The 22,309-nt window shown below is 70.8% G+C and carries 16 protein-coding genes and 2 pseudogenes; 5 read left to right on the top strand and 13 right to left on the bottom strand.

From position 1 onward, the window contains the following. Nucleotides 1-223: 223 nt before the first annotated feature. The 6 genes from OHA03_RS09515 to OHA03_RS09540 all read right to left on the bottom strand — a co-directional run bounded on the left by OHA03_RS09515 (nucleotide 224) and on the right by OHA03_RS09540 (nucleotide 7,556). Nucleotides 224-1,264 (bottom strand): BMP family protein, encoded by a 1,041-nt coding sequence (locus OHA03_RS09515; RefSeq protein WP_267002717.1) that lies wholly within the window; start codon nucleotides 1,262-1,264, stop codon nucleotides 224-226. A gap of 138 nt (nucleotides 1,265-1,402) precedes the next feature. Beyond that, a complete protein-coding gene (locus tag OHA03_RS09520; RefSeq protein ID WP_267007988.1) occupies nucleotides 1,403-2,668 on the bottom strand; it encodes an amidohydrolase in 1,266 nt (421 codons plus the stop codon). Between the two features lie 249 nt (nucleotides 2,669-2,917). Beyond that, nucleotides 2,918-3,973: a hypothetical protein gene (locus tag OHA03_RS09525; RefSeq protein WP_267002719.1), complete on the bottom strand. Its 1,056-nt coding sequence runs from the start codon at nucleotides 3,971-3,973 to the stop codon at nucleotides 2,918-2,920. Between the two features lie 11 nt (nucleotides 3,974-3,984). Next, complete coding sequence (locus OHA03_RS09530; RefSeq protein WP_267002721.1) at nucleotides 3,985-4,920, bottom strand: N-acetylneuraminate synthase family protein; 936 nt, start codon at nucleotides 4,918-4,920, stop codon at nucleotides 3,985-3,987. Nucleotides 4,921-4,932: 12 nt separating this feature from the next. Next, a complete protein-coding gene (locus OHA03_RS09535) occupies nucleotides 4,933-6,177 on the bottom strand; it encodes an acylneuraminate cytidylyltransferase (protein ID WP_267002723.1) in 1,245 nt (414 codons plus the stop codon). Between the two features lie 20 nt (nucleotides 6,178-6,197). Beyond that, a complete protein-coding gene (locus OHA03_RS09540) occupies nucleotides 6,198-7,556 on the bottom strand; it encodes a DUF6716 putative glycosyltransferase (protein ID WP_267002725.1) in 1,359 nt (452 codons plus the stop codon). Nucleotides 7,557-7,765: 209 nt separating this feature from the next. Here OHA03_RS09540 and OHA03_RS09545 point away from each other — a divergent pair, with 209 nt between their 5' ends. Together OHA03_RS09545 and OHA03_RS09550 are read left to right on the top strand one after the other, a co-directional pair. Continuing rightward, nucleotides 7,766-8,749 (top strand): glycosyltransferase family 2 protein, encoded by a 984-nt coding sequence (locus tag OHA03_RS09545; RefSeq protein WP_267002727.1) that lies wholly within the window; start codon nucleotides 7,766-7,768, stop codon nucleotides 8,747-8,749. Next, the gene (locus OHA03_RS09550) at nucleotides 8,746-10,119 is read left to right on the top strand and encodes a polysialyltransferase family glycosyltransferase (protein WP_267002729.1); all 1,374 of its coding nucleotides are present in this window, start codon (nucleotides 8,746-8,748) and stop codon (nucleotides 10,117-10,119) included. Before OHA03_RS09545 ends, OHA03_RS09550 begins: the two co-directional genes overlap by 4 nt. Before the next feature lie 187 nt (nucleotides 10,120-10,306). On the opposite strand, the gene OHA03_RS09555 is transcribed toward OHA03_RS09550, so the two are convergent. Together OHA03_RS09555 and OHA03_RS09560 are read right to left on the bottom strand one after the other, a co-directional pair. Further along, on the bottom strand, nucleotides 10,307-12,655 hold the full coding sequence (locus tag OHA03_RS09555) for a glycosyltransferase (protein ID WP_267002731.1): 2,349 nt from the start codon (nucleotides 12,653-12,655) through the stop codon (nucleotides 10,307-10,309). Then, on the bottom strand, nucleotides 12,652-14,208 hold the full coding sequence (locus tag OHA03_RS09560; RefSeq protein WP_267002733.1) for a hypothetical protein: 1,557 nt from the start codon (nucleotides 14,206-14,208) through the stop codon (nucleotides 12,652-12,654). Before OHA03_RS09560 ends, OHA03_RS09555 begins: the two co-directional genes overlap by 4 nt. 310 nt (nucleotides 14,209-14,518) lie before the next feature. On the opposite strand from OHA03_RS09560, the gene OHA03_RS09565 reads away from it, so the two are divergent. Then, a complete protein-coding gene (locus OHA03_RS09565) occupies nucleotides 14,519-15,607 on the top strand; it encodes an acyltransferase (RefSeq protein ID WP_267007989.1) in 1,089 nt (362 codons plus the stop codon). Between the two features lie 7 nt (nucleotides 15,608-15,614). Here OHA03_RS09565 and OHA03_RS09570 read toward each other — a convergent pair. Next, nucleotides 15,615-15,974, bottom strand: a pseudogene (locus OHA03_RS09570) (TetR/AcrR family transcriptional regulator C-terminal domain-containing protein); the annotation flags it as partial. Between the two features lie 3 nt (nucleotides 15,975-15,977). Here OHA03_RS09570 and OHA03_RS09575 point away from each other — a divergent pair. Then, a pseudogene (locus OHA03_RS09575) lies at nucleotides 15,978-16,589 on the top strand (FAD-dependent monooxygenase); the annotation flags it as partial. Between the two features lie 149 nt (nucleotides 16,590-16,738). Here the strand turns inward: OHA03_RS09575 and leuE are convergent. Together leuE and OHA03_RS09585 are read right to left on the bottom strand one after the other, a co-directional pair. After that, a complete protein-coding gene (leuE, locus tag OHA03_RS09580) occupies nucleotides 16,739-17,416 on the bottom strand; it encodes a leucine efflux protein LeuE (RefSeq protein ID WP_267002735.1) in 678 nt (225 codons plus the stop codon). A 72-nt stretch (nucleotides 17,417-17,488) separates the two neighbouring features. After that, nucleotides 17,489-19,069 (bottom strand): methylmalonyl-CoA mutase, encoded by a 1,581-nt coding sequence (locus OHA03_RS09585; protein WP_267002736.1) that lies wholly within the window; start codon nucleotides 19,067-19,069, stop codon nucleotides 17,489-17,491. Nucleotides 19,070-19,290: 221 nt separating this feature from the next. On the opposite strand from OHA03_RS09585, the gene OHA03_RS09590 reads away from it, so the two are divergent. Then, complete coding sequence (locus tag OHA03_RS09590; protein ID WP_267002737.1) at nucleotides 19,291-20,190, top strand: L,D-transpeptidase family protein; 900 nt, start codon at nucleotides 19,291-19,293, stop codon at nucleotides 20,188-20,190. A 188-nt stretch (nucleotides 20,191-20,378) separates the two neighbouring features. On the opposite strand, the gene OHA03_RS09595 is transcribed toward OHA03_RS09590, so the two are convergent. Both OHA03_RS09595 and OHA03_RS09600 read right to left on the bottom strand, forming a co-directional pair. Continuing rightward, entirely contained in the window at nucleotides 20,379-21,542 is a 1,164-nt protein-coding gene (locus tag OHA03_RS09595) for a hypothetical protein (protein ID WP_267002738.1), read from the bottom strand. Further along, nucleotides 21,521-22,240 carry an RNA polymerase sigma factor gene (locus tag OHA03_RS09600; RefSeq protein ID WP_267002739.1) on the bottom strand — a complete coding sequence of 240 codons (720 nt, stop codon included), beginning with the start codon at nucleotides 22,238-22,240 and terminating at the stop codon, nucleotides 21,521-21,523. The genes OHA03_RS09595 and OHA03_RS09600 overlap by 22 nt, the downstream gene beginning before the upstream one ends. Between the last annotated feature and the right edge of the window lie 69 nt (nucleotides 22,241-22,309).

Consider the following 22,309-nt stretch of genomic DNA (forward strand, 5'->3'; position numbering starts at 1 on the left):
GAGCGGAGGCGGAGGCGGTGAGGACGCAGGCGAGGGGGCGAAAAAAGGTACCGCGTCCGGCGGACGCTACGCGCGTAGCGCCACCGAATCGTTGGCCACCCGGTAGCGGGTGGCAGACCGTGTGCGTACGGCTACGGAAATGCAGGGTCCGGGCATGTACGCGAAATCGGGGCCCGGGCGAGCAACCGAAGCAGCTCCCCGCGGGCCCCGATCGACGGGAGGATCAGAGCGTGGTCTTGACCGTGATCGTGCCGTCGACGATCTTCTTCTTCGCCTCGTCGAGCTTGGCCTGGATGTCCGTGATGTGGTCACCCGTGGTGGTCAGCGAAACGCCGCCCTTGGCCAGGGAGTACGTCTGGACGCCGGTGAGCGGCTTGCCGTCCTTGACGGACTTGATCAGGTCGTAGACACCGGCGTCGACGTTCTTGACGACCGAGGTCAGGATCGAGTCCTTGTACTTCGACAGCGCCGGGTCCAGAGCCTGGTCGGAGTCGACACCGATGGCCCAGGCGCCCTTCTGACCTGCGACGGCCTCGATCGTGCCGGCACCCGAACCGCCCGCGGCGGCGAAGATGACGTCCGCACCCTTGTCGAGCATGCCCTTGGCGGCGGCCTTGCCCTTGTCGGGGCTGCCGAAGCCGGACAGGTCCGAACCGGTGGACAGGTACTGGATCTGCACCTTGGCCTTCGGGTTCGTGTCCAGGACACCCTGCTGGTAGCCGGCGGCGAACTTCTTGATCAGCGGAAGGTCCACACCGCCGATGAAGCCGACCTGGCCGTCCTTCGACTTCAGCGCGGCCGCGACACCGGCGAGGTACGAGCCCTGCTCCTCGGTGAACACGATGGAGGCGACGTTCTTGGCGTCGGAAACGGAGTCGACCAGGCCGAAGTCGACCTTCGGGTACTTCGGGGCGATCTTGTCGACCGCGTCCTTGTACGCGAAGCCGATCGCGATGACCGGGTTGTAGCCACCCTCGGCGAGCGACTCCAGACGCTGCTCGCGGTCGGCGGGGGTCTCACCGTTCTTGGCGGTGAGCTCCTTCGTCTGGGCCTTGAACTCGGCCTTGGCCTTGTCCAGGCCGCGAGCGGCGGAGTCGTTGAACGAGTTGTCGCCACGGCCGCCCACGTCGAAGGCCATGCCGATCTTCATCTGGCCCTTGTCGGAGCTGGTGCTCTCGTCGGACGACTTGCCACACGCGGTGGCGGTGAGCGCGAGAGCCGCAGTGACGGCACACGCAGCGGTGATCTTGGATACCCGGCGCAAGGGAAGGCTCCTTCAAACCTGACCGAAGCGCCTCTTCCGGCGCTGGTTTCGCCGCGATCGTAACGCGCGTAGATGTCAGATAAAGCCCTGTACGGAAGCCGTTATCGGATCGTCGCGAACCGGCGGTGACCTGTCCGGTTACGAGCGGTTACCGTCGAGCAAAGCCGCGGCGGTGAACAGCTCCACGCCAACAGTGATCGCCTCCTCGTCCGCATCGAAGTCTCCGCGGTGCAGGTCAAGACGCCGGGTGTCTCCGGGCGTACGCACGCCGAGCCGTGCCATGGCCCCCGGAACGTGCTCCAGATACCAGGAGAAGTCCTCCCCGCCGAGGCTCTGCTCGGTGTCCTCGATCGCATACGATCCGCGGCGCCCGGCCATGGCGGCGGCCAGCAGCTCGGTCGTCCCCAGGTCGTTCACGACCGGCGGGACCCCACGGACGTAGTTGATCACGGACTTGGCCCGGTACATTCCGGCCACCTCGTCGATGGCGGCATGGACCAGATCCGGCGCCTCCCGCCACGCCGCCAGATCCAGGCAGCGGACCGTCCCGGACAGTTCGGCGTGCTGCGGGATCACATTGCACGCGTGCCCGGCCACCAGCCGCCCCCAGGTGACCGCGAGCCCCCAGCGGGCGTCGACCCGGCGGGCGAGCAGCGCGGGCACCTCGGTGGCCACCTTCGCGGCGGCGGTGACCAGGTCGGTGGTCAGATGCGGACGGGCGGTGTGACCGCCGGGTCCGTCCAGGGTGACCTCCAGCCGGTCGCAGGCCGAGGTGATCGGCCCGGCCCGCAGCCCGATCCTCCCCACATCGACCCTCGGGTCGCAGTGCACCCCGATGATCCGCCCGACGCCCTCCAGCACCCCGGCCTCGATCGCATCGGCCGCCCCACCGGGCAGCACCTCCTCGGCGGGCTGGAAGATCAGCCGCACGGGGTGCGGCAGCAGCCCCTGCCGGTCGAGCTCGGCGAGGACGAGCCCGGCGCCGAGGACGGTCGTGGTGTGAATGTCGTGCCCACAGGCATGTGCCCGGTCCGGGACGGTGGAGCGGTAGGGAACGCCGGTCTTGGTGTCCGGAATGGGCAGGGCGTCGATGTCCGCGCGCAGGGCGAGCATGGGCCGCGTGTCGCCCGCCCGCCGGTCACCGCCCTCGTCCGAGCTCCGTGCCCCTCCCGATGTGCCCACGTCGCAGATCAGCCCGGTCCCGGTGGAGAGCACCCGGGGTTCGAGCCCGGCCTTCTCCAGCCGGGCCTTGATGGCCGCGGTGGTACGGAACTCCTGGTTGCCGAGCTCGGGGTGCATGTGCAGATCGCGCCGGAAGGCGATCAGCTCTGCCCGCAGGGGTTCGGGCAGTGTGCCGGGCAGGGAGGCGTCCTCGGGCAGCTCGGGATCGGACTCGCGGGACATCAAGTGGTTCACCTGGTGAAGGGTAGGCCCCTTGCCCCCTCAACTGACCACAGATCAACAAAAGTTCAGCCGCATAGAGGAACAAAATACGGCGTCGGAGCGTGTGCCGTGAGATGGAGGTGGGTAAACTCACCCGTTTTCCCCCGAAGGCGTGCGCCGCGACCCGCCGGTCGGTCCGGACTCCACACGGCTTACGCTCCGTCGCCGGCCCGCTCGGTTCGAGTGCGTCGTACAAAGGACCGCCGGCGGCTACGCCTCCGTGACCGCCGTCGCCCGCCACGGGGCCAGCCGCTGTACGTCGCGTGCCGTCTCCGTGACTCCGCTCAGGAATCCCTGCGCGCGCGGCGACGCTGTGTCCCGCAGCCACTCCGGGGCGATGTCGCAGACCGCGACCTTGACCTCGGTGCCGACCAGTGCGAGTGGCAGTGTGTGGACGACCGTGGACGGGAAGCTCAGGACCGTGCGGCCGATCGGGCCGCGGCGGGCGATGAGTTCCAGAGGGAGGTCCGGGCGGACGATCTCCAGGCCGGTGGCGGCTTCCAGGGCGTGGAGTTTGTCGGCGGACTCCCGGCGGTGGGCGAAGTAGCGGGTCGCTCCGTGGGTCCGGGCCAGGGCGGAGACCGCCTCCAGATACTGCTCCTGGTCGATGACGCCCGTCTCGACCAGGGATGTGCCGACCAGGTCCGCGCCCCGGGTGAGCAGCGGCGGACCGAAGCGGGCGCGGGTCCAGGCAAAGGTGTTGGGGGTGACCGTGATGCCGGCCGGAGCCTCGACCGGCATCGCTGTGAACACCTCGACCGTACGGGTCCTCGACGGGGTGAAGCGGCGGCGGGCGGTGGCCGTGACCGGGGCCAGGACCAGTTCGCGCGCGCCCGATCTGCCACGCCGGTGCCAGCGCACCAGCCGTTCGCCGCGCGCCAGTTGGGCGACGAACTCCATCGTGGCCGTGCCGTCGTCGACCACCGTGAGGCGTCGGGCGCGGACCATCGTGAGGAGCAGCTGCACATAGCGGGAGAACGGGTCGCCGATCACGATCCGGTCCGCCCTGCGCAGCAGTCCCGTCAGTTCGCGCAGGGCCTTCAGCGGCGCACCCGCGCCGCCGCGCGCCTCCTGCCAGCGCACGGTGGCGCCCTCGTCGCGGGCCAGCTCCGCCATCCGGCGCAGCTGACCGCGCGACATCGGGTCGACCGGGGGGAGGACGACGACCGTCATGTCCGAGCGGACCAGGTCGTCGCCTCCCTCTGTGTAGGCCCACTCCAGGACGTTCAGGAGCTGGACCGGGCTCTCGACGAAGGCGAGGTTCACCGGTCGGCCCGTCAGACCGCGGCCAGCTCGGCGGCCGGGGCCGCCTCGGTGTTCTCGGCGACGACGCCCGCGACCCGGCGGAGCTTCTTCATCGGGCCGAGCTCGGACTCGTACACCTTCTTGACGCCGTCACCGAGGGAGGCCTCGATGGTGCGGATGTCGCGGACGAGGCGGGTGAGGCCCTGCGGCTCGACCGAGGCGGCCTGGTCGGAGCCCCACATGGCGCGGTCGAGAGTGATGTGACGCTCGACGAACGCGGCGCCGAGGGCGACGGCGGCGAGGGTCGTCTGGAGGCCGGTCTCGTGGCCGCTGTAGCCGATCGGGACGTTCGGGTACTCCTGCTGGAGGGTGTTGATGACGCGCAGGTTCAGCTCCTCCGCCTTCGCGGGGTACGTCGAAGTGGCGTGGCAGAGCAGGATGTTGTCGCTGCCGAGGACCTCGACCGCGTGCCGGATCTGGCGCGGCGTCGACATGCCGGTGGAGAGGATGATCGTGCGGCCGGTGGCACGCAGCGAGCGGAGCAGCTCGTCGTCGGTCAGCGAGGCCGAGGCGACCTTGTGGGCGGGGACGTCGAACTTCTCCAGGAAGGCGACGGCCTCGGTGTCCCACGGGGAGGCGAACCAGTCGATGCCGCGCTTGGCGCAGTGGTCGGAGATGGCCTGGTACTCGGCCTCGCCGAACTCGACGCGGTGGCGGTAGTCGATGTACGTCATCCGGCCCCAGGGGGTGTCGCGCTCGATGTCCCACTGGTCGCGCGGGGTGCAGATCTCCGGGGTGCGCTTCTGGAACTTGACGGCGTCACAGCCGGCTTCGGCGGCCACGTCGATCAGCGCGAGGGCGTTGTCGAGGTCACCGTTGTGGTTGATGCCGATCTCGCCGGTGATGTAGACGGACTGACCGGGGCCGGCGGTGCGGGTGCCGAGGGTGCGCAGGCGGGAGGTGCTCATGAGGGTGTTTCCTTACTTGGTGGTGTTGTTGGTGGGGGTGGACCGGTGGTTTGTGAGGCTGGGGCCGAGCAGCCAGGCCGCGATTTCGCGGATGGCGCCGAAGCCGCCGGGGGTGGTCGTGACGGCGCGCGCGGCGGCGCGTACCGAGTCGTGGGCGCTGGCGACGGCGACGGGCCAGCCGGCGAGGGCGAAGCAGGGCAGGTCATTGACGTCGTTGCCGACGTAGAGCACCCGCTCGGGCGCGATGCCCTGCTCGTCGCACCACTGCTTGAGCGCGAGGTCCTTGCGGTCGATGCCGTGCAGGACGGGGATCCTGAGCTTGTTGGCGCGGGCGGCGACGACCGGGTTCTGCTCGGTGGACAGGATGAGGAGGTCGAGCCCGGACTTGCGCAGGGCCGCGATGCCCAGGCCGTCGCCGCGGTGAACGGCGACGATCTCGCGTCCGTCGGCGTCGATGAGGACGCGGTCGTCGGTCTGGGTGCCGTCGAAGTCGAGGACGACGGCGTCGATGTCGTCGCGGGTCGGCAGCGGCGACGGGTCGAGGAGCGGCGCGAGGGCGCGGGCGCGGGCCAGGTCGTGCGGGTCGTCGATCTCCAGGACCCGGGCGGGGTCGGTGCGGACCAGCGTGGTGTCGCCGAAGAAGCGGTGGCGGTGGGTACGGAAGCCGGCGACGTTCATCGCGTACGCCGCGCCGGTCTCCAGCAGGTCCTCGGGGCGGTCCTGCCGCATCTGCCGGACGCCCTTGTCGTGGTTGACGCCGTAGGCGTGGTCCTCGACGGCGGTGCCGTCGCGCCATATGAAGCCGTGGAAGGGGGCCACGGTGACAGCCGTGTCGGCGCCTTCGCGGGCGACCGCTGCGGCCACCCCGTCGATGTCCTCGCGAGTGATGAACGGGCTGGTGCACTGGACCAGCAGCACCACGTCGACGGTGCGGCCGTGCATCGCCTCGTACGCGTCGAGGGCGTGCAGCACCGCGTCCTCGCTGCTCGACCTGTCGCCCGCGATGGCGGCGGGACGCTGCACGCAGTGCAGCCGCCCGGAGGCCCCCAGCGCGTCGCCCGCGGCCCGTGCGGCGGCGGCGATGGCCGTGTCGTCGGTCGTCACGACGACGTCGGTGACCTCGCTCGATCCGAGACAGGCCTGCACCGCGCGGGCGACCAGCGGTATGCCGCCGACCTGGGCGATGTTCTTGGCCGGGACGCCCTTGGATCCGCCGCGGGCGGGGATCACGGCGAGCACGGTCGGGGTCGGGGTCATCTCTGCTCCTGAAGTGGTGTTCACAGTTCGCCCATCCGCCGGATCACGGGGGCGACCCGCTGGACTCCCTGCCGGTACGCCCCCCGCGCCGCCTCCCGAACGGCGTCGCGGACCGCACCCCGCACCCCACCGGTCTCGCGCGGCGCCGCGGCGCCCGGCAGCGGGTGGCCGTCCGGGGCCAGGTGGTGGCGGGCGAGGATGCCGGGGAGGTATCCGGGGGCGGTGGCGGGTGTGTAGTACGGCGTGAGGTCGGGCAGGCGGCCCTCGGCCAGCAGCGCGTCGACGCGGGCGCGAGCGGTGTCGTAGGCCGTGTCGTACGTGCCGTCTGCGGCGACGCCCTGGCCGGCCAGCCACTTCTCGTCGGGCTCCGGGTGGGATCCGCCGTCGAGCCGGTCCCACGAGGTGAGCAGGCCCGAGCCGATGAAGTGGTGGTTGCCGAGGGTCTCGCGGACGCCGAGGTCGGTGAGGATCGCCGTCGGGATGCGCCGGTGCAGGGACTCCAGCGCGGCGGTCGAGGAGACCGTGACCAGCAGGTCGGTGCGGTCGAGGACCTCGCCCATGTGCCCGTACACCAGGCTGAAGTTGGGCGGCAGCCCGCCGGGAAGCTTCTCCGCGAGCCGCTGGTACGGAAGTTCTTCGATGTGCGTGGTGTGCTCACCCGGCTTGGAGCGCAGCTTCAGCAGCACCTCGCGGTCGGGGTGCAGCCTGGCGTGCTCGACAAGCCGGCGCAGCAGGTACGTCCGGTCGGCGCGGGAGGCCGGTACGGAGGGCTGGGCTGCGAACACGACCGTGTCGCGGCCCTTCTGCGGCCGGTGCGGCGCGCCGCCGAGGAACGGCAGTGCGGCCTCCGTGACGGCCGAGGCGTCGGCGCCCACTCCTTCGTACACCGCGCGGAAACGCTCCGCGTCGTGCCGGGAGTTGGCGAGGACGACGTCCGCGCCGTGTCGCAGCAGCAGCCCGTCGGCAAGCTTCTCGTAGACGACACCGACATAGCCGGTGACGACGACGGGCCTGGCGTCCTGCCGCAGGGCGGCGAGGCCGTGCAGCATCGCCTGGACGGCGCCGCCGACCAGGGCGAGGACCACCAGGTCGTACCCCTCGTTCCGCACGGTGTCCAGGAACTCGACGGCCGTCACCTCGCGCACCCTGCCGGTCTCGATCCCGACGTCGCCGACCTCGGCGAGCTGGCGCGGGGTCGGGGTGGCGCGGCCGCGCAGCAGCAGTCCGCTGATCTCGACCGGCCGGTCCGCTGCGCGGGACGCGTCCGGGGCCCCGGTGGTCAGGCGGCGCGCGGTGAGCGCGCCCCATTTCCACCGGGTGTCCGAGTCGGCGAGTACGGCTACCCGGAGCGCCGTCGTTTTGCTGGTACGTGGGGGCACGTCCTAGAAGTTAGGAAGGCATTTCGATTGGCGGCCCAACGTGACGGCAACAGATGGTTAACAGCCCGCCGACTGTTGGCGAATCAGCTCCCCAAATGCCCCGTAACCCTCTCGGATTTGGACCGGTTCATCATTCCGACATTCGTCGTTCACCTGCCGTCCCTCCTGGGGCCAGGGCAAATGACGAGCGCCCCCCTAGCGTGTGAAGGGTGGTTAAGCTCTCCGTAATCGTGCCGTTCTACAACGTGCAGACATACGCCCCCGACACCCTGAGAAGCCTGCGGGCCAACGCCCGCGAGGACTTCGAATTCATCCTCGTCGACGACTGTTCGACCGACGGGACCGCGGACATACTCCGCCGCGCCGAGGACGAGATTCCGGGGGTGGTCGTACGCAGACACAAGCAGAACGGCGGACTGGCCACCGCCCGGAACACCGGTCTGGACGCGGCCCGCGGCGAGTACCTCGCCTTCCTGGACGGCGACGACTGGCTCGCCCCCGGGTTCTACGCCGACCTGCTCGCCCGCACCGAGGCGCTGGGCTGCGACTTCGTCCGTACCGACCATGTCCAGGCCGACGGCAGGACCCGTACGGTCCACCGCGTCCCGCACGGCCGCAGGGGCGAGGTCATGGACCCGCGGGACGCGATCCTGCCCGCCGGGCGCACCACCTCGGTCGACTATCCGTACGCCTGGGCGGGCCTCTACCACCGCCGGCTCCTGGACCGCGGGCTGCTGCACTTCACGGACGGTCTGCGCACCGCCGAGGACCGGCCGTGGATCTGGCGGCTGCACCGCGAGGCGGATTCCTTTGCGGTGCTGGGGCTTCTCGGCATTTTCTACCGGCGTGGCGTCGCCTCGTCACTGACCCAGATCGGCGACGTGCGCCAGCTCGATTTCATCCGCTCATTTGACCAGGTCGTAAGGGAAACAGCGGCGGACCGCGATGCACAGGCACTCCTGCCGAAAGCGGTCCGTACCTATTGCGCGATCATTTCGCATCACATGAGTTCGATGGAAAGGTACGAACCTTCTGTGGCCCGTGCCCTGAAATCGATGAGCGCCGGGGCGCTCAAGCGGATGCCGCAGGACGTGCTGGACGACGCCCTGGACTCGATGGACCTGCAGCGCGCGACCCTGCTGCGCCGGCTGCGCCGCCGGCCCGTCACTGCGAAGGAGGTGGCGGCCGCATGAGCAGCAGCCGGACCCGTACGACACAGATCTTTTTCGCCTCCACCCTCTACGGCGCGGCCACGCTCGCCGCCGCCCTGGACGCGGGCGTCTTCGCGGACGCCGACCGCCGCATCCTCCTCGTCTCGAACAACGCGGCGATCCCGGAGACGACACCCGCCGTCGACGCGATGCCCGGGTTCGACGCGTTGCGCGGCCGGTTCGACGACGTCGTGTCGTGGAACGCGACCATCGCCCCCCATCACCCGAGCGGCTGGGCCCCGCGCCCCGACGACGTACCGCTGTGGGAGCGGCATCTGCGCCTCGCCTGGGGACTCGGCGACGACGACATCGAGCTCGCCATCGAGTCGATCCAGGTCAACCCGGCGATGGCGATCGCCGATATCTTCACCGGCGTACCGATCGACGTGTACGCGGACGGGCTGATGAGCTACGGCCCGACCAGGAACAAGATCGACCCGCTGATCGGCACCCGGGTGCGGCGGCTGCTCCACCTCGACCTCGTGCCGGGGCTGAAGCCGTTGCTGCTCACGGAGTTCGGCGTGGCGTCGCAGATCGTTCCGACCGAGGCGTTCCTCAAGGTGCTCGGTGAACTTGGCGACGCGCACGATGTCGCGGCGAGCGTGCCGTCCGTGGACGCGCCCGCGCTGCTGCTCGGCCAGTACCTCTCCGCGCTCGGCCTGATCAGCGCGGCGGAGGAGGAGCAGCTGCACCTGCGGATGATGCGCGGCGCGGTCGGACTCGGCCACACCCGCCTGGTGTTCAAGCCGCATCCGACGGCCCCGGCCCAGTGGTCGCAGGCGATGGAGACGGAGGCGGCGAAACTCGGCGCGGAGCTGACCGTGCTGGACTCGGGGGTGCTGACCGCGCCGGTCCTCGCCGAGGTGCTGTACCAGCGGATGCGGCCGGCGCTGGTCGTCGGCTGCTTCTCGACCGCGCTGCTCACCGCGTCCGCGTTCTACGGGCTGCCGGTGGCACGGGTCGGTACGGAGACGCTGCTGGAGCGGCTGTCCCCGTTCGAGAACAGCAACCGGGTTCCGGTCACGCTGGTGGACGCGCTGGTGCCGGACCTCGGCGGCCGGGGCCCGGTCCCGGAAGCGGTCGCGGTGACCCCGGCCGAGTTGAACGAACTGATCACCGCGGTCGGCTTCACGATGCAGCCGAAGATCTATCCGCAGCTGCGGTCGGCCGCGGAGCGGTATCTCTCCGCCCATCTCACGGCCGCGACCTGGCGCTACTTCAAGCGCAAGCGGCTGACGTCGCTGGGGCTGCCCGGCGGGGTGCCCGCACAGTTCGCGTTCCTGCCGCGGAATGCCGCGGTGCGCAGGGTCGCCCGGCGGGCGAAGTCGTTGCGGCGGGTTGTGCGACGGTAGCCGGCGCGGCCACGGTGACCGGGCCGGTCGACCGGGGCCGTTGCCTCCTCGATCGCCGGGCGGGCTCGGTTTTCGCGCCCGCCCGGCGAGCTTCGTACCGGTCCGGCGAGCTTCGATCCCCCGTCGATCGAGGGCAAAAGAAGGGGGCGGGGTGCCCGGTCGGCACCCCGCCCCCTTCGTCGCGTCGTCAGACGCGCACGCCTCCCTGGATCACTCGGAGGTCGGCCGCGTTCGCCTCGGTGACCTTCCACAGTTCCTGCTGCCGTCCGTGCACATCGGCCACCGCCGCCGCATGGTCGTCCAGCAGCCCGGCCGCCCGCTCCACGAGCCGCGCCCCGAGGTACCGGTCGTGGACGGAGATACCCCACTCGGGCCGTTCGATGTCGGACAGGAAGTACGCCATCTTCGGGTGCGAGATCAGGCTGATGATCGGCGTACCGCAGCCGAACGGGATCATGCCCGCGTGCCCGCGCATCCCGATGACCAGCTTGGTCCGGGCGTACGTGGACCGGATCTCGTCGTTCTCGAAGTCGTACATCGGGATCACCGGCAGCGCGATGCCGTGCTCACGCCGCAGGTCGAAGGCGATGCGCTCGTCGTCCAGCGAGTGGGCCACGCACTGCACCTCGGCACGCTTGCCCAGCTCCTTCACCGCGGTGGCCATCTCGGCGAGGAAGTGCGCGTAGTCGTGGCCGAAGCGGAGCCCGGACCGGTCGTACGCGGCGTTGATCAGCACGGTGTTCTCGCGCTGTACGGGGTCGGTCCAGCCGTCCACCAGCTGCCGGGTGACCGTGGTCGGGCAGGGCTGGAAGCGGACCTTGTCGTGCAGCGACGCCGGCAGCAGCTCGCGGACCTTCTCGATCGAGCCGTGGTTGCGCAGCCCGAAGAACGAGGCGCGCTCCACCAGCTTCCGCAGGGAGGAGAGGAACCGGTCCCGGCCGTGGCCGTACGCCTGGCCGTCGAAGGCGTTGAACCCGACCGCGTACACCATGACGGGTACGTCGATCCGGTCCAGCAGTTCGTCGGGGACGTTCCACTGCCAGCCGCTGTTGCCGTTCGGCGCGGTGTCCGGGATGAAGAGGCCACCGCCGCCGATGACCAGTCCGCGGCGGGCGTTGACCCGTTCCAGTGCGGCCTCGTCGAAGAGCCGGTGTGCGTGGACGGAGTGCCAGCGGGCCGGGCCGGTGTCGCGGCCGAAGGCCAACCGGACGCTCTCCGGAAGCAGCTTGTCCCCGGCGTTGCCCTGCCGGTCCATGTAGAAGGCGACGTGCGCGAGCTGCTCGGCGGCCGGTCCCTCGACGGGGGCGGCAACGTCCTTGGTCCGCTGGTACATCAGCCGGTTCGCCCGGTGGGTCGGGTCGACACCGAGCCCTCCGAGGGCGTACTGCGCGGCGGTGGCGTCGTCGCCGTGGATCCAGGCGATCTGGGCGAGGCGTGAGAAGGCGGTCGCGGCCCGGTTGGGGGCGGCGGTGGCCAGCAGGAGCTGGGCGCGGGCCTCCTCGTAGCGGGAGACGCTCATCAGCGCGTGGCCGAGCACCTCGTGCGACCAGGCCTCGTCGACGGGGATCCGGACCCCGCCGAGCAGGTCGGCCGCCTCCTGGTACTCACCGGCGCCGATGTGTGCGGCGGCGACCCGGCGGGCGCTCTCGGGGTCGGCGGTGCGCCGGACGTGCGCGGTGCCGTAGTGCACCAGCAGGTCGTGGTGCTTGGCGCCCGGCAGCGCCAGGTACGCGGCGTGGAACTCGGCGTCGGACAGTTCGAACTCGCGCCACCGGTCCTCGGCCTGGCCGTAGCCGGCCTCGCCGCCCTGCCAGGGCTTGTGCCGACCGGTGAAGTGCAGGATCGCGGTGGTGTCGGGCACCGGGAGGTCGCCGGAGAGCCGCCGCTTGACGAAGTTGTAGCGGGCGTCGAGCTGCACGAAGTCACCGTCGAGCACGGCGTTCAGGATGCCCTGGTCGTGCTTGTCGAGTTCGTACGTGCCCTTGCGGCCGACGTCGTCGATCTTCGCGCAGAACTCGTCGCTGAGATACTCGCGCTGGATGACCAGCAGCCCGCTGTTGAGTTTGTGCTGCCCGTAGAAGAACTGCGGAACCGCGGCAAGACCGTCGCGCAGCGTCAGCAGGCCGCCCAGATCGTCGAGGACCACCATGTCGGTGTCCAGGGTGATCACGGTGTCGTAGTCGCGCACCCGGAAGACATCGAGGATGAAGTACGCCTTGCGGACCAGGTAGTTGTCCTGGTCGCCCTTGGCGTACGTGTCGTAGTGCGCGGCGTCGACCTGGCGGAAGTCGATGCGCGGGTGCAGCGCCCGGATCTGTGCGACGGAGGCGGGGCGCAGCCCGTCGTGCAGGACGATGAAGTCCTCGCAGACCGCCGGGTTGGACAGGGCGAGGCTGCGCAGCAGGGCGAGGAAGCCGGGCAGATAGTTCTCGTCCACGAAGCTCGCGAAGGCGACGCGGCGCTTGCCGGTGAGTGCGTTCGCGGGGGCGGGGGCCTGTGGTACGGGCGCGTCGGTCGTAGTGGGCGTCGTCGTCATCGCAGTCGGATCCTCATATCGGTGACGCTCTGGGCGCGTTCCATAACCCACGCCTTTTCGCTGGTGTACTCGTGCACGGAGGTGATGGGCATCTTCATCGCGGCGGGCAGCCGGTAGGCGCCGCTCTCGTAGAAGTCGAAGCCGATCAGGTCGAGCTGCGGGCTGACGTCCAGGTAGTCCAGCAGCCACAGCATGTTGAAGCCGCTGGTGGGGATGGCCGGCCAGACATCCGCGCCGACCTTGCCGATGTCGCGCAGCGGCCAGCGCAGCGATTCGTCGCCGAGGTACTGCTGGGCGCCCGGCACCAGCCGGTTGCGCAGCGAGTACTTCCAGTCGCCGGAGACGCCACCGAAGACCAGCCGGGTGTGGACCTTCTGGTCCCAGTTGAAGCCGTGCTTGTGGATGGTGGCGTGGATGTCGGTGCGCTTGCCGGTCGCCGACGGGTCGATCTTGTACGAGTTGAAGCGGACGACCAGGTCGTACGCATCGATCTCGGCACCTATCGAGCCGGTTCCGACACGCTGCGAGTTGGCGATCAGGCAGATCGACTTGCCCGCGATGCGGTTACGGAACTCACCGAGCGTGGTCCATTCGACGCCGCCGAAGGTGGGGTCGACGATCGGACCGCGCATCCGGGTCCGGCGCTGCTCGGCGTAGAGCGCGATGAGGTCCGTGAGGAGGGCGAGATCGTCGGTGCCCGCGTTGCCGCGGGGGCTGCCGCCGCTGCCCGCCGCGCCGCTGACCTCCAGCGCGAGGCCCAGGTACTGGGCCAGTGCCTCCTGGATCTCCGGTACCGGCGCACCGACCCGGTCCTGGGTCAGAAGTGCGCCGATCAGCCGGGGTCGTGCCGCGTTCCAGTCCCCCCGCCCGTGCAGCGCCAGGCCCTCGGCCCAGGACTCGGTGACGGACCGGCCGGCGAAGGCCGCGGCCTCGGGGCAGTCGCGCTCCAGCTTCCGCAGCAGCTCGCTCTGGCGCTCCGCGCCCACCCGCAGCCCGGCCGTCTTCGCCGCGACCCCGAAGCCGTCCTCGTCGGTGAGGTCGAGGTAGTGCCCGTACGCCTCGACTGCGGCGATCTCCGCGCCCATCGCCTCCAGCGTCCGGGCCCGCAGCCGCCAGCCCGCCCGGGAGCGCTTGCGCTGGGTGAGCACGGTGTCCGTGATGAGGATCGCGAGCTTCAGCTCGTCCTCGTAACCGCAGTCCAGCGCCTTGTTGCCGACCGCGAGCAGCGGGTCGAGCAGCTCGTCGCCGAGCACCAGAGCGGAACCCGAACCGCCCTTGGCGGTGCGCCGCAGCAGCGGGATCGGGGAGGCCCCGGAGGACGTCTGCTGCTCCATCGTGGCGTGGGTGGCCAGCAGATTCCGCAGGGCCTCCGCGAGCGCCGTACGCCGCCGGTCGAGCCCGGCGACCAGCTTCCCGCTGTGCGCGGCGCAGGCGCGCAGGCAGGTCTCCAGTTCCGTCGGCCGGACCGTGGCGAGGTGGGACGTACCGCCTTCGGGCGGGAGCGAGTCCTCCGCGTCACGTTGCCGTGGCCAACGGGTGCGGGCTTTCGTCATGGCGCTCCAAGCGTCTGGTGCCCGTGGGGGGAAGGGGGCATATGGAGGGGTACAGATGTTCGGCAACCGTTTGAGGTTCCGTAGCACGCTAAGAAACCTGAACGGCCGCAAGATGAACTCGCCCTGTCAGCACGGGAAACTGATCCCCTCTCGTCCGTTTCGGGGCCTCGGAGCGCCCTAACCTGACCCTTCGCCACTGTGGGAAGGGAAGGCCGTGACCATCACTCCGGAGAATCCGGGCAGGACCCTCGAGCGGGTTCTCGCCGCCCCGGCGCCGGTGCCGGCGCCACCACGCCCGTCGTCGTCTCCCCTGGACCGCCGTCCGGCGCGCGCCAGGCCCCGGCTGCGCGCTCTGGACGGGCTGCGGCTGGTCGCCGCACTGATGGTCGCCGCGTACCACTACGGTGGCCGGGGCGGCGACATCACCAAGGCATGGGGAACCTCCGCCGCTTCCCTGTTCCCCACCGCCCACACCTGGTTCGCCTACGGCTGCCTCGGGGTGCAGATCTTCTTCGTCATCAGCGGCTTCGTGATCTGCATGAGCGGCTGGGGCCGCTCACTGGCCTCGTTCTTCGCCTCCCGGGCGGCCAGGCTGCTGCCCGCGTACTGGGCGGCGGTCCTGCTGGTGACACTGGTCTTCGCGCTGCCCGCGGTGGCGTACAAGGCGGTCTCCCCCAGCGATGCGCTGGTGAACCTGACACTGCTGCAGCAGCCACTGGGCGTGGACCGGGTACTCGGTGTGTGCTGGACGCTGTGGGCGGAGATCCGCTTCTACGCCCTGTTCGCCGTGTGCGTGGTGCTGCCGGGGGCCAGCAGGCGACGGGTCGTGCTGTTCTGCGCCGCGTGGACGCTGGCCGCGGCGCTCGGCGAGGCATCGGGCGAGCCGCTGGCCGAGGTGGTCCTGATGCCCGAGTACGCCCCCTTCTTCATCGGCGGCATCGGGCTCTACCTGGTCCACCGCAACCGGCGGGACGTCACGGCCTGGGGCATCGTCGGCGTCAGCTGGCTGCTCGGCCAGCACTACGCGGTGGCCGCGCTGTGGCACCCGGCGGGCCCGCACGACTTCTCGTACCGCTCGTCGCTGGTCATCATCGCGATCGTGACCGCCGGCTTCGCCGCGGTCGCCGCTATCGCACTCGGCGCCCTCGCCCGCTTCGACCGCCCTTGGCTGACAGTCGCGGGAGCGCTGACCTACCCGTTCTATCTCGTCCATGAACATCTGGGGTGGGTGGCGGTGAGCGCGTTGCACCGGCGGCTCGGCATCCCGGCGGGGGTGACGGCGGTGCTCACGGTGGCGCTGATGCTGGCGCTGGCGTGGCTGCTGCACCGGTACGTGGAGCGGTGGTGCACCCCGCTGCTGCGCAGATCCCTGACGGGCGGGTCGGGCCGCCCGGCCTGACCACCGCTCAGCGCACCCCGTACCGTGCCTCGATCCCTGCGACGATCAGCCGCAGGCCGTCCTCGAACCGTTCCTCGTAGTGGGCGAAGATCTCGGCGCCCGCCGCGGCGGCGAGCGGGTACTGCGCCATCCGCTCGGCGCGCTCGCCGATGCCGAAACCGTCCCGCCGCTCGTCCGGCATCGGGCGGACGCCCTGCTCCTCACTGACGAAGCCCATCGTGTACGCGTACGCGGTGGTGCCCGCCCGGACGGCCTGCCAGAGTTCGAAGCCGGCGTCGACCATGGTCCGCAGATGGGCCTCCAGGCCGTCGGCGTGATCGGTGCCCGTGAACCTCGCACCGCCGTACACCTTCGCCCCGTCCCGATAGCCCGGCCGCGTGCTGCGCTGGCCGACAGGTTCCGCGAGGGCCGCGACGCCACCCATGTCCACTCCCCGGCGGGCGGGCAGGGACTCAACACCAGCGTCCAGGACGCGTACAACCTGGGCTGGAAGCTCGGCCAGGTGCTGCGGCACGGCGCACCGGTCGCACTGCTCGACAGTTACGAGGCGGAGCGGCGGCCGGTCGCAGCCGACATGCTGGGGCTCTCCACCCGCATCCACCGCGGTGAACAGGAGCGCGGCGCGGCAGCCCAGCAGCTGGGGCTCGGCTACCGCGAGGGCCCGCTGTCGGCCGGCCGTGCGGGCGCGCTGGTGGCGGGCGACCGGGCCCCGGACGGACCGGCCGGCGACGGCCGACGGCTCTTCGACGTGTTCCGGGGACCGCACTTCACGCTGCTGGTCGTCGGCACGGACGCGGAACCCCCTGCGTTCGACGGCTCGGCGAGCGCCGCGGTCCGCGTCCACCGCACCGACGCCTACGAGGCATACGGGAAGGGCCTGTTCCTGATCCGCCCCGACGGCTACATCGGCTGGGCGGGCGAGGACGCCTCGGGGCTCGGCGCATATCTGGCACCGCTCAGCCTCGGCCTCCAGCGCGGTTGATTTCCTGCGCTCGCGGTCACGGACGGGCGGGTGCGGAGATCCACCGGGACATCCCCGCCGAGGAGTACGTACGCGCGCTCACAGTCCTGCAGCGCATGATCCGCGATGTCGGAAGCGACGCGTGGCACCGGTGAGCCGGGCCGCCCACCTCACACGCTGCTGAGCGAGAGCTTCGCCGCGAAACCGAGGAACAGCACACCGGCAGCCGAAGTCGCGCCCGCCGACAGCCGCTTGCGGCGGCGGAACGCGGCGGACAGCCGGGTGCCGCCGAATATCAGCGTCGACAGGTAGAGGAAGCTGGCGATCTGCAGCAGCGTGCCAAGCAGCAGGAAGGACAGCGCCGGATAGGCGTACCCGGGATCGACGAACTGCACGAAGAAGGAGATCAGGAACAGGATCGCCTTCGGGTTGAAGAGGCTCACCACCAGCGCCCGCCGGTACGGCCGCTCCGCCGCGCCGGCCGCCGTCCCCGCCCCGCCCGGCCCGGCCGCGTCGTCGGTCAGCTCGGCGATCTGCCGGTGCCGCTCGCGCCACATGGACGCCGCGGCCCGCAGCATGCCGATAGCCAGCCAGGTCAGATAGCCCGCGCCCGCGTACTTGACGATGGCGAAGAGCACCGGCGTGGTCTGCAGCAGGGAGGCGGCGCCGAGCGCGGACAGCGTCATCAGCACCGTGTCACCGGTCCACACACCGGCCGCCGCCACATACCCGGTCCGCACACCGCGGCGGGCTGCGACGGAGAGCACGTACAGCGAATTCGGCCCCGGCAGCAGAACGATCAGCACGAGGCCGACGAGGTAGGTCGGAAGATCAGTGACACCCAGCATGAAAAGGAGTGTCGCACGCGGGTACGACACTCCTCCCGGGTGGTATTCCCGCCCGGTGACCGTCGGGGCGGATCAGAACGCGTCCGTCGGCACGTACGTCCCCCACACCTCCCGCAGCGCGTTGCACACCTCGCCGACCGTCGCCCGCGCCGCCAGTGCGTCCTTCATCGGGTAGAGGACGTTGTCCGTCCCCTCGGCCGCCTTCTTCAGCCGGCTCAACGCCTCGTCGACCGCCCCCTGGTCGCGCTCGGCCCGCAGCTTCGCCAGCCGGGCCGCCTGCTGGGCCTCGATCACCGGGTCGACGCGGAGCGGCTCGTACGGCTCCTCCTCGTCGAGCTGGAAGCGGTTGACGCCGACGACGACGCGCTCCCCGCTGTCCGTCTCCTGGGCGATCCGGTAGGCGCTGCGCTCGATCTCGCTCTTCTGGAAGCCGCGCTCGATCGCATTGACCGCCCCACCCATGTCCTCGACCTTGAGCATGAGGTCCCTGGCCTCGGCTTCGACGGCATCCGTCATCGATTCGACGACGTACGAACCGGCGAACGGGTCGACGGTGGCCGTGATGTCCGTCTCGTACGCCAGGACCTGCTGGGTGCGCAGGGCCAGCCGCGCGGACTTGTCGGTCGGCAGCGCGATCGCTTCGTCGAACGAGTTGGTGTGCAGTGACTGCGTACCGCCGAGAACCGCGCCGAGCCCCTGGACGGCCACGCGCACCAGGTTGACCTCGGGCTGCTGGGCGGTCAGCTGGACGCCCGCGGTCTGGGTGTGGAAGCGCAGCATCAGCGACTTGGGGTTCTTCGCACCGAACTCCTCCTTCATCACCCGGGCCCAGATCCGGCGGGCGGCGCGGAACTTGGCGACCTCTTCGAGGATCGTCGTACGGGCGACGAAGAAGAAGGAGAGGCGGGGGGCGAAGTCGTCGACGTCCATGCCGGCCGCGACGGCGGTACGGACGTACTCGATGCCGTCCGCGAGGGTGAACGCGATCTCCTGCGCGGGCGAGGCACCAGCCTCCGCCATGTGGTAGCCGGAGATCGAGATGGTGTTCCACTTCGGGATCTCGGCCTTGCAGTACTTGAAGATGTCGGCGATCAGCCGCAGCGAGGGCTTGGGCGGGAAGATGTACGTGCCGCGGGCGATGTACTCCTTCAGGACATCGTTCTGGATGGTGCCGGTCAGCCGGTCAGCCGGAACCCCCTGCTCCTCGCCGACCAGCTGGTACATGAGGAGGAGCAGCGCGGCGGGCGCGTTGATCGTCATCGAGGTGGAGACCTTGTCGAGCGGGATCCCGCCGAACAGGACCCGCATGTCCTCGACCGAGTCGATCGCCACCCCGACCTTGCCGACCTCTCCGGACGCGATCGGCGCGTCGGAGTCATGGCCCATCTGGGTGGGCAGGTCGAAGGCGACGGACAGGCCCATCGTGCCGTTGGCGATCAGCTGCTTGTAGCGGGCGTTCGATTCGGAGGCCGTGCCGAACCCGGCGTACTGACGCATCGTCCACGGCCGGCCCGTGTACATCGACGGGTAGACACCACGGGTGAAGGGGTAGGCGCCCGGCTCGCCCAGTTTGTCGTCGGCGTTCCACCCGTCGAGTGCGTCCGGCCCGTACACCGGCTCGATGGGCAGTCCCGACTCCGACTCGCGCGTCATCTGCTGTGCCTCCCGCTGGAGCTACTTGCTGGTAACCAACGACCCTCGCGACGGACTGTAGCGGTGGGCGTGCGACCGGTGGAGAGGCACAGGCTGGGACCTTGCTCACAAGGTGCGTCCTACGGGCTTCCCCACCGCATTCACCATCATGCGCGGGCTTTGGCAACCGGGCAGAACGGGAATTCGTCCTAAGGGATACCGAAGGAAGCAGGTGGCCGAGGATGGCACACGGAACCGGGCACAGTGCAGGAACGACAGGCCGGAGAGCGAGGCACCCGGGCGGTGCGGCGGTGGCCGCCGTCGCCGTCCTCGCGCTGGCCGTCACCACCGCGGGCTGCCGGGCGCAGCCCGCCAACGGGTCCCCGGCAGCCGCGTCGTCACCGCCGAAGACCTCCGCCCCGGCGACCGACGACGCCAAGCCCGCCACGACTGCCTCGAAACCGGCAGCCTCACCGACGACGTCCGCCACGCCGAAGCCCGCCCCGCAGGCGAAGACACTGATGGCGACCGGATCCCAGGGCAAGCAGGTACGGGACCTGCAGGCCCGGCTCCGTCAGATCGGCCACTTCGGCCGGACCCCCACCGGCTACTACGGCACCCTCACCGTCGCCGCCGTGCAGTCCTTCCAGGGCAAGCGCGGACTGCCCCGGACGGGCCGGACGGACACGCTCACCTGGCAGAAGCTGCTCGCCATGACCCGGACGCCGACGGCCGTCGAGCTGAACCCGCCGACCTCCCGCCCCGTCGCCAAGCCCGACAAGCGCTGCCTGACCGGCCGGGTGCTCTGCATCAGCAAGAACAGCCAGACCCTGGCCTGGATGATCGACGGCCAGGTCGTCTCGGCGATGGACGTACGGTTCGGCTCGCAGTACACGCCGACCCGCGACGGCACCTTCTCGATCTACTGGAAGTCCCGGCACCATGTGTCGACGATCTACCACACGGCCATGCCGTACGCGATGTTCTTCAGCGGCGGCCAAGCCGTGCACTACTCGGCGGACTTCGCGGCCCGAGGCTACAGCGGCGCCTCGCACGGGTGTGTGAACGTCCGGGACGAGGGGAAGATCGCCGCGCTCTTCGACCAGGTCCGCACCGGCGACAAGGTCGTCATCTACTGGTGAGTGCGAAGAAGGAAAGGGGGCGCGGGCGGGACCGGGGGAACGTGTCCCGCCCGCGCCAGGTGCGCTGAGCCGAAGGTACGGGGGGAACCCCGGCTCTGTGCGCTGCCGATGACCAGTCGGCTCACTCAGTACTGCGCCGACGGCCCGGAAAATGTCACACCCGGTGGCAGCGGAGCGGCCGGCGCGGCTCAGCGAGTGGACGCAGTGGTGCCCGGGGCGGCCGAGAGCGCGGGGCCCGACGGCGGCGTAGCGGCGGGTTTGAACCAGAGTGACCGGACCGCGTCCGGACCGTCGTTGCCCGTGCCCTCGTCGGATCCGCTGCCGCTGCCCTGTTGCGCGTCACCGCCGTCGCCGTCGGCTTGCTCCAGGACGCGCTTGCAGAACCGGTCCAGGTTGCCGGCGCCCCTGGCCATCACTACGAGGCGGCGCCTGCGGTCGGCGTCGAGATCGCCTTCGCGGTAGTCGCGGCAGGCCCTGACGGTCCGGCCCAGCCATTTGCCGGACGTGCCGCCCTGGCCGCCGCCGGAGGTGCTGTCGCGGGCGGTCCCGTCAGCGGAACGGGGGGCGGCGTCGACGTCGTCCCCGTAACCGCCGTCCTGGCCGTCCGTGCCGCCCCGACCGTCCCGGTCGTTCGCACCGCCGTCGCCCTTGCGGGTTCCGTCGCCGGGAGCGGACGGGCCGGCGGGGTCCGGGGAGGTGTCCGGGCCCGGGGAAGCCGACGGCGGGACGGGCGTCCTGTCGGACGTGGGCCCGGATCCCAGCTCCCCCGGGGAGGCGGGCGCAGACACGGAGGAGGCGGGCAGCGGGTCGGCGTGCCCGCCGAACGGGCCCGGAAGCACGCCCGTACCCGCGGCGACGGCGACCCCGCCGAGCGCGCAGCCCGCGAGGGAAGCGGCAAGGCCGAAGCGGAGGGGCCGTCTCCAGCGCCGCGAACGCATGCCACCACCGGAGGAGGACGAGGAGAATTGGGCGGAGGAGGCGGGGCCGATACGGATCGCTCCGAGCATCTCGGGCAGCCCCGGATGCACACCTCGTCCTGGCTGCCCCGGCTCGTTGCTCTGCGTGGCGTGCCCCGTCGGCTGCGCCGCCCGCGTTTCGGACCGTTCCCGCGTACGGGCGGCGCGCGGGACCGCACGGAAGGCGGCCAGGGCGGCGGCCTCACCCGCCAGTTCGCCGGTGGCCGGCCGGGCTTCGCGGGCGGCGCCGGCCAGCGCGGCCATGAGCCGTACGGCCTCGGTACGCGCGTGGCCGTCGACGGGATCGACCGGTTCGCCGCGGAGCAATCTCTCCGCCGCGTCCTTGTCAAGCCATTCGTGCTGTTCGTCGGCCATCACATGTTCCTCTGCGTCCACGGACGCGAATGCGTCACACCGGCGGACGCCGTCAGTCCGGTGCGCGAGACGCGCTGCGCGGGTACGGCATCGAGCTCCGCCACCTGACCTGCCGCGCTCCCGTGCGGGTGGGAAACGCCGCGCCCGTCGCCGTTCGTGCCGGTCTCGCTGTCCGCATGGAGCAGTTCCGCCAGCCGCTTCAGCCCGCGGTGCGCAGCCGTACGTACCGCCCCCGGCCGCTTGCCGAGCGTCTGCGCCGCACTCTTCGCATCCAGGCCGACCACCACACGAAGCACGACGGCCTCGGCCTGGTCCTGCGGCAGCTGGGCGATGAGGGACATGGTGCGACCGGTGGCCAGGGCCTCGATCGCCTCGTCGGCGGTGTCGGACTCGGCCGGCTTCTCGGACAGCTCCGTCTCGTCGCCGCCGACCGCGGGGCGCCTGCCGCGCATCCGCAGATGATCGAGGGCGCGGTTACGGGCTATGCGCGCCGCCCACCCCCGGAACCGGTCGGCGTCGCCGCTGAACCGGTCGAGGTCCCGCGCTATCTGCAGCCAGGACTCGGACGCCACGTCCTCGGCGTCCGGCTCCCCCACCAACGTCCGTATATAACCCAGCAGCCGCGGCTGCACAGCGCGGTACACAGTACGGAAGGCGTCTTCGTCCCCGTCCTGTGCCGCGAGCACCGCGGCGGTCAGCTCCGCGTCGTCCCCCAGCACTCCCTCAACCTGCCCTGCTGTCCTGAATCGCAGCTGGTCACCACTGCCGCGCCACCCTGCGCGACTCAG

The sequence above is a fragment of the Streptomyces sp. NBC_00154 genome (genome assembly GCF_026342835.1).
Classification (GTDB): Bacteria; Actinomycetota; Actinomycetes; order Streptomycetales; family Streptomycetaceae; genus Streptomyces.

Excerpts from the sequence above, each read along its gene's own strand:
- OHA03_RS09520 (WP_267007988.1), bottom strand. The coding sequence starts at position 2,668 with ATGTCCCGCGAGTCCGATCCCGAGCTGCCCGAGGACGCCTCCCTGCCC.
- OHA03_RS09530 (WP_267002721.1), bottom strand. The coding sequence starts at position 4,920 with ATGAGCACCTCCCGCCTGCGCACCCTCGGCACCCGCACCGCCGGCCCC.
- OHA03_RS09535 (WP_267002723.1), bottom strand. The coding sequence starts at position 6,177 with ATGACCCCGACCCCGACCGTGCTCGCCGTGATCCCCGCCCGCGGCGGA.
- OHA03_RS09550 (WP_267002729.1), top strand. The coding sequence starts at position 8,746 with ATGAGCAGCAGCCGGACCCGTACGACACAGATCTTTTTCGCCTCCACC.
- OHA03_RS09555 (WP_267002731.1), bottom strand. The coding sequence starts at position 12,655 with ATGACGACGACGCCCACTACGACCGACGCGCCCGTACCACAGGCCCCC.
- OHA03_RS09560 (WP_267002733.1), bottom strand. The coding sequence starts at position 14,208 with ATGACGAAAGCCCGCACCCGTTGGCCACGGCAACGTGACGCGGAGGAC.
- leuE (WP_267002735.1), bottom strand. The coding sequence starts at position 17,416 with ATGCTGGGTGTCACTGATCTTCCGACCTACCTCGTCGGCCTCGTGCTG.
- OHA03_RS09585 (WP_267002736.1), bottom strand. The coding sequence starts at position 19,069 with ATGACGCGCGAGTCGGAGTCGGGACTGCCCATCGAGCCGGTGTACGGG.
- OHA03_RS09590 (WP_267002737.1), top strand. The coding sequence starts at position 19,291 with ATGGCACACGGAACCGGGCACAGTGCAGGAACGACAGGCCGGAGAGCG.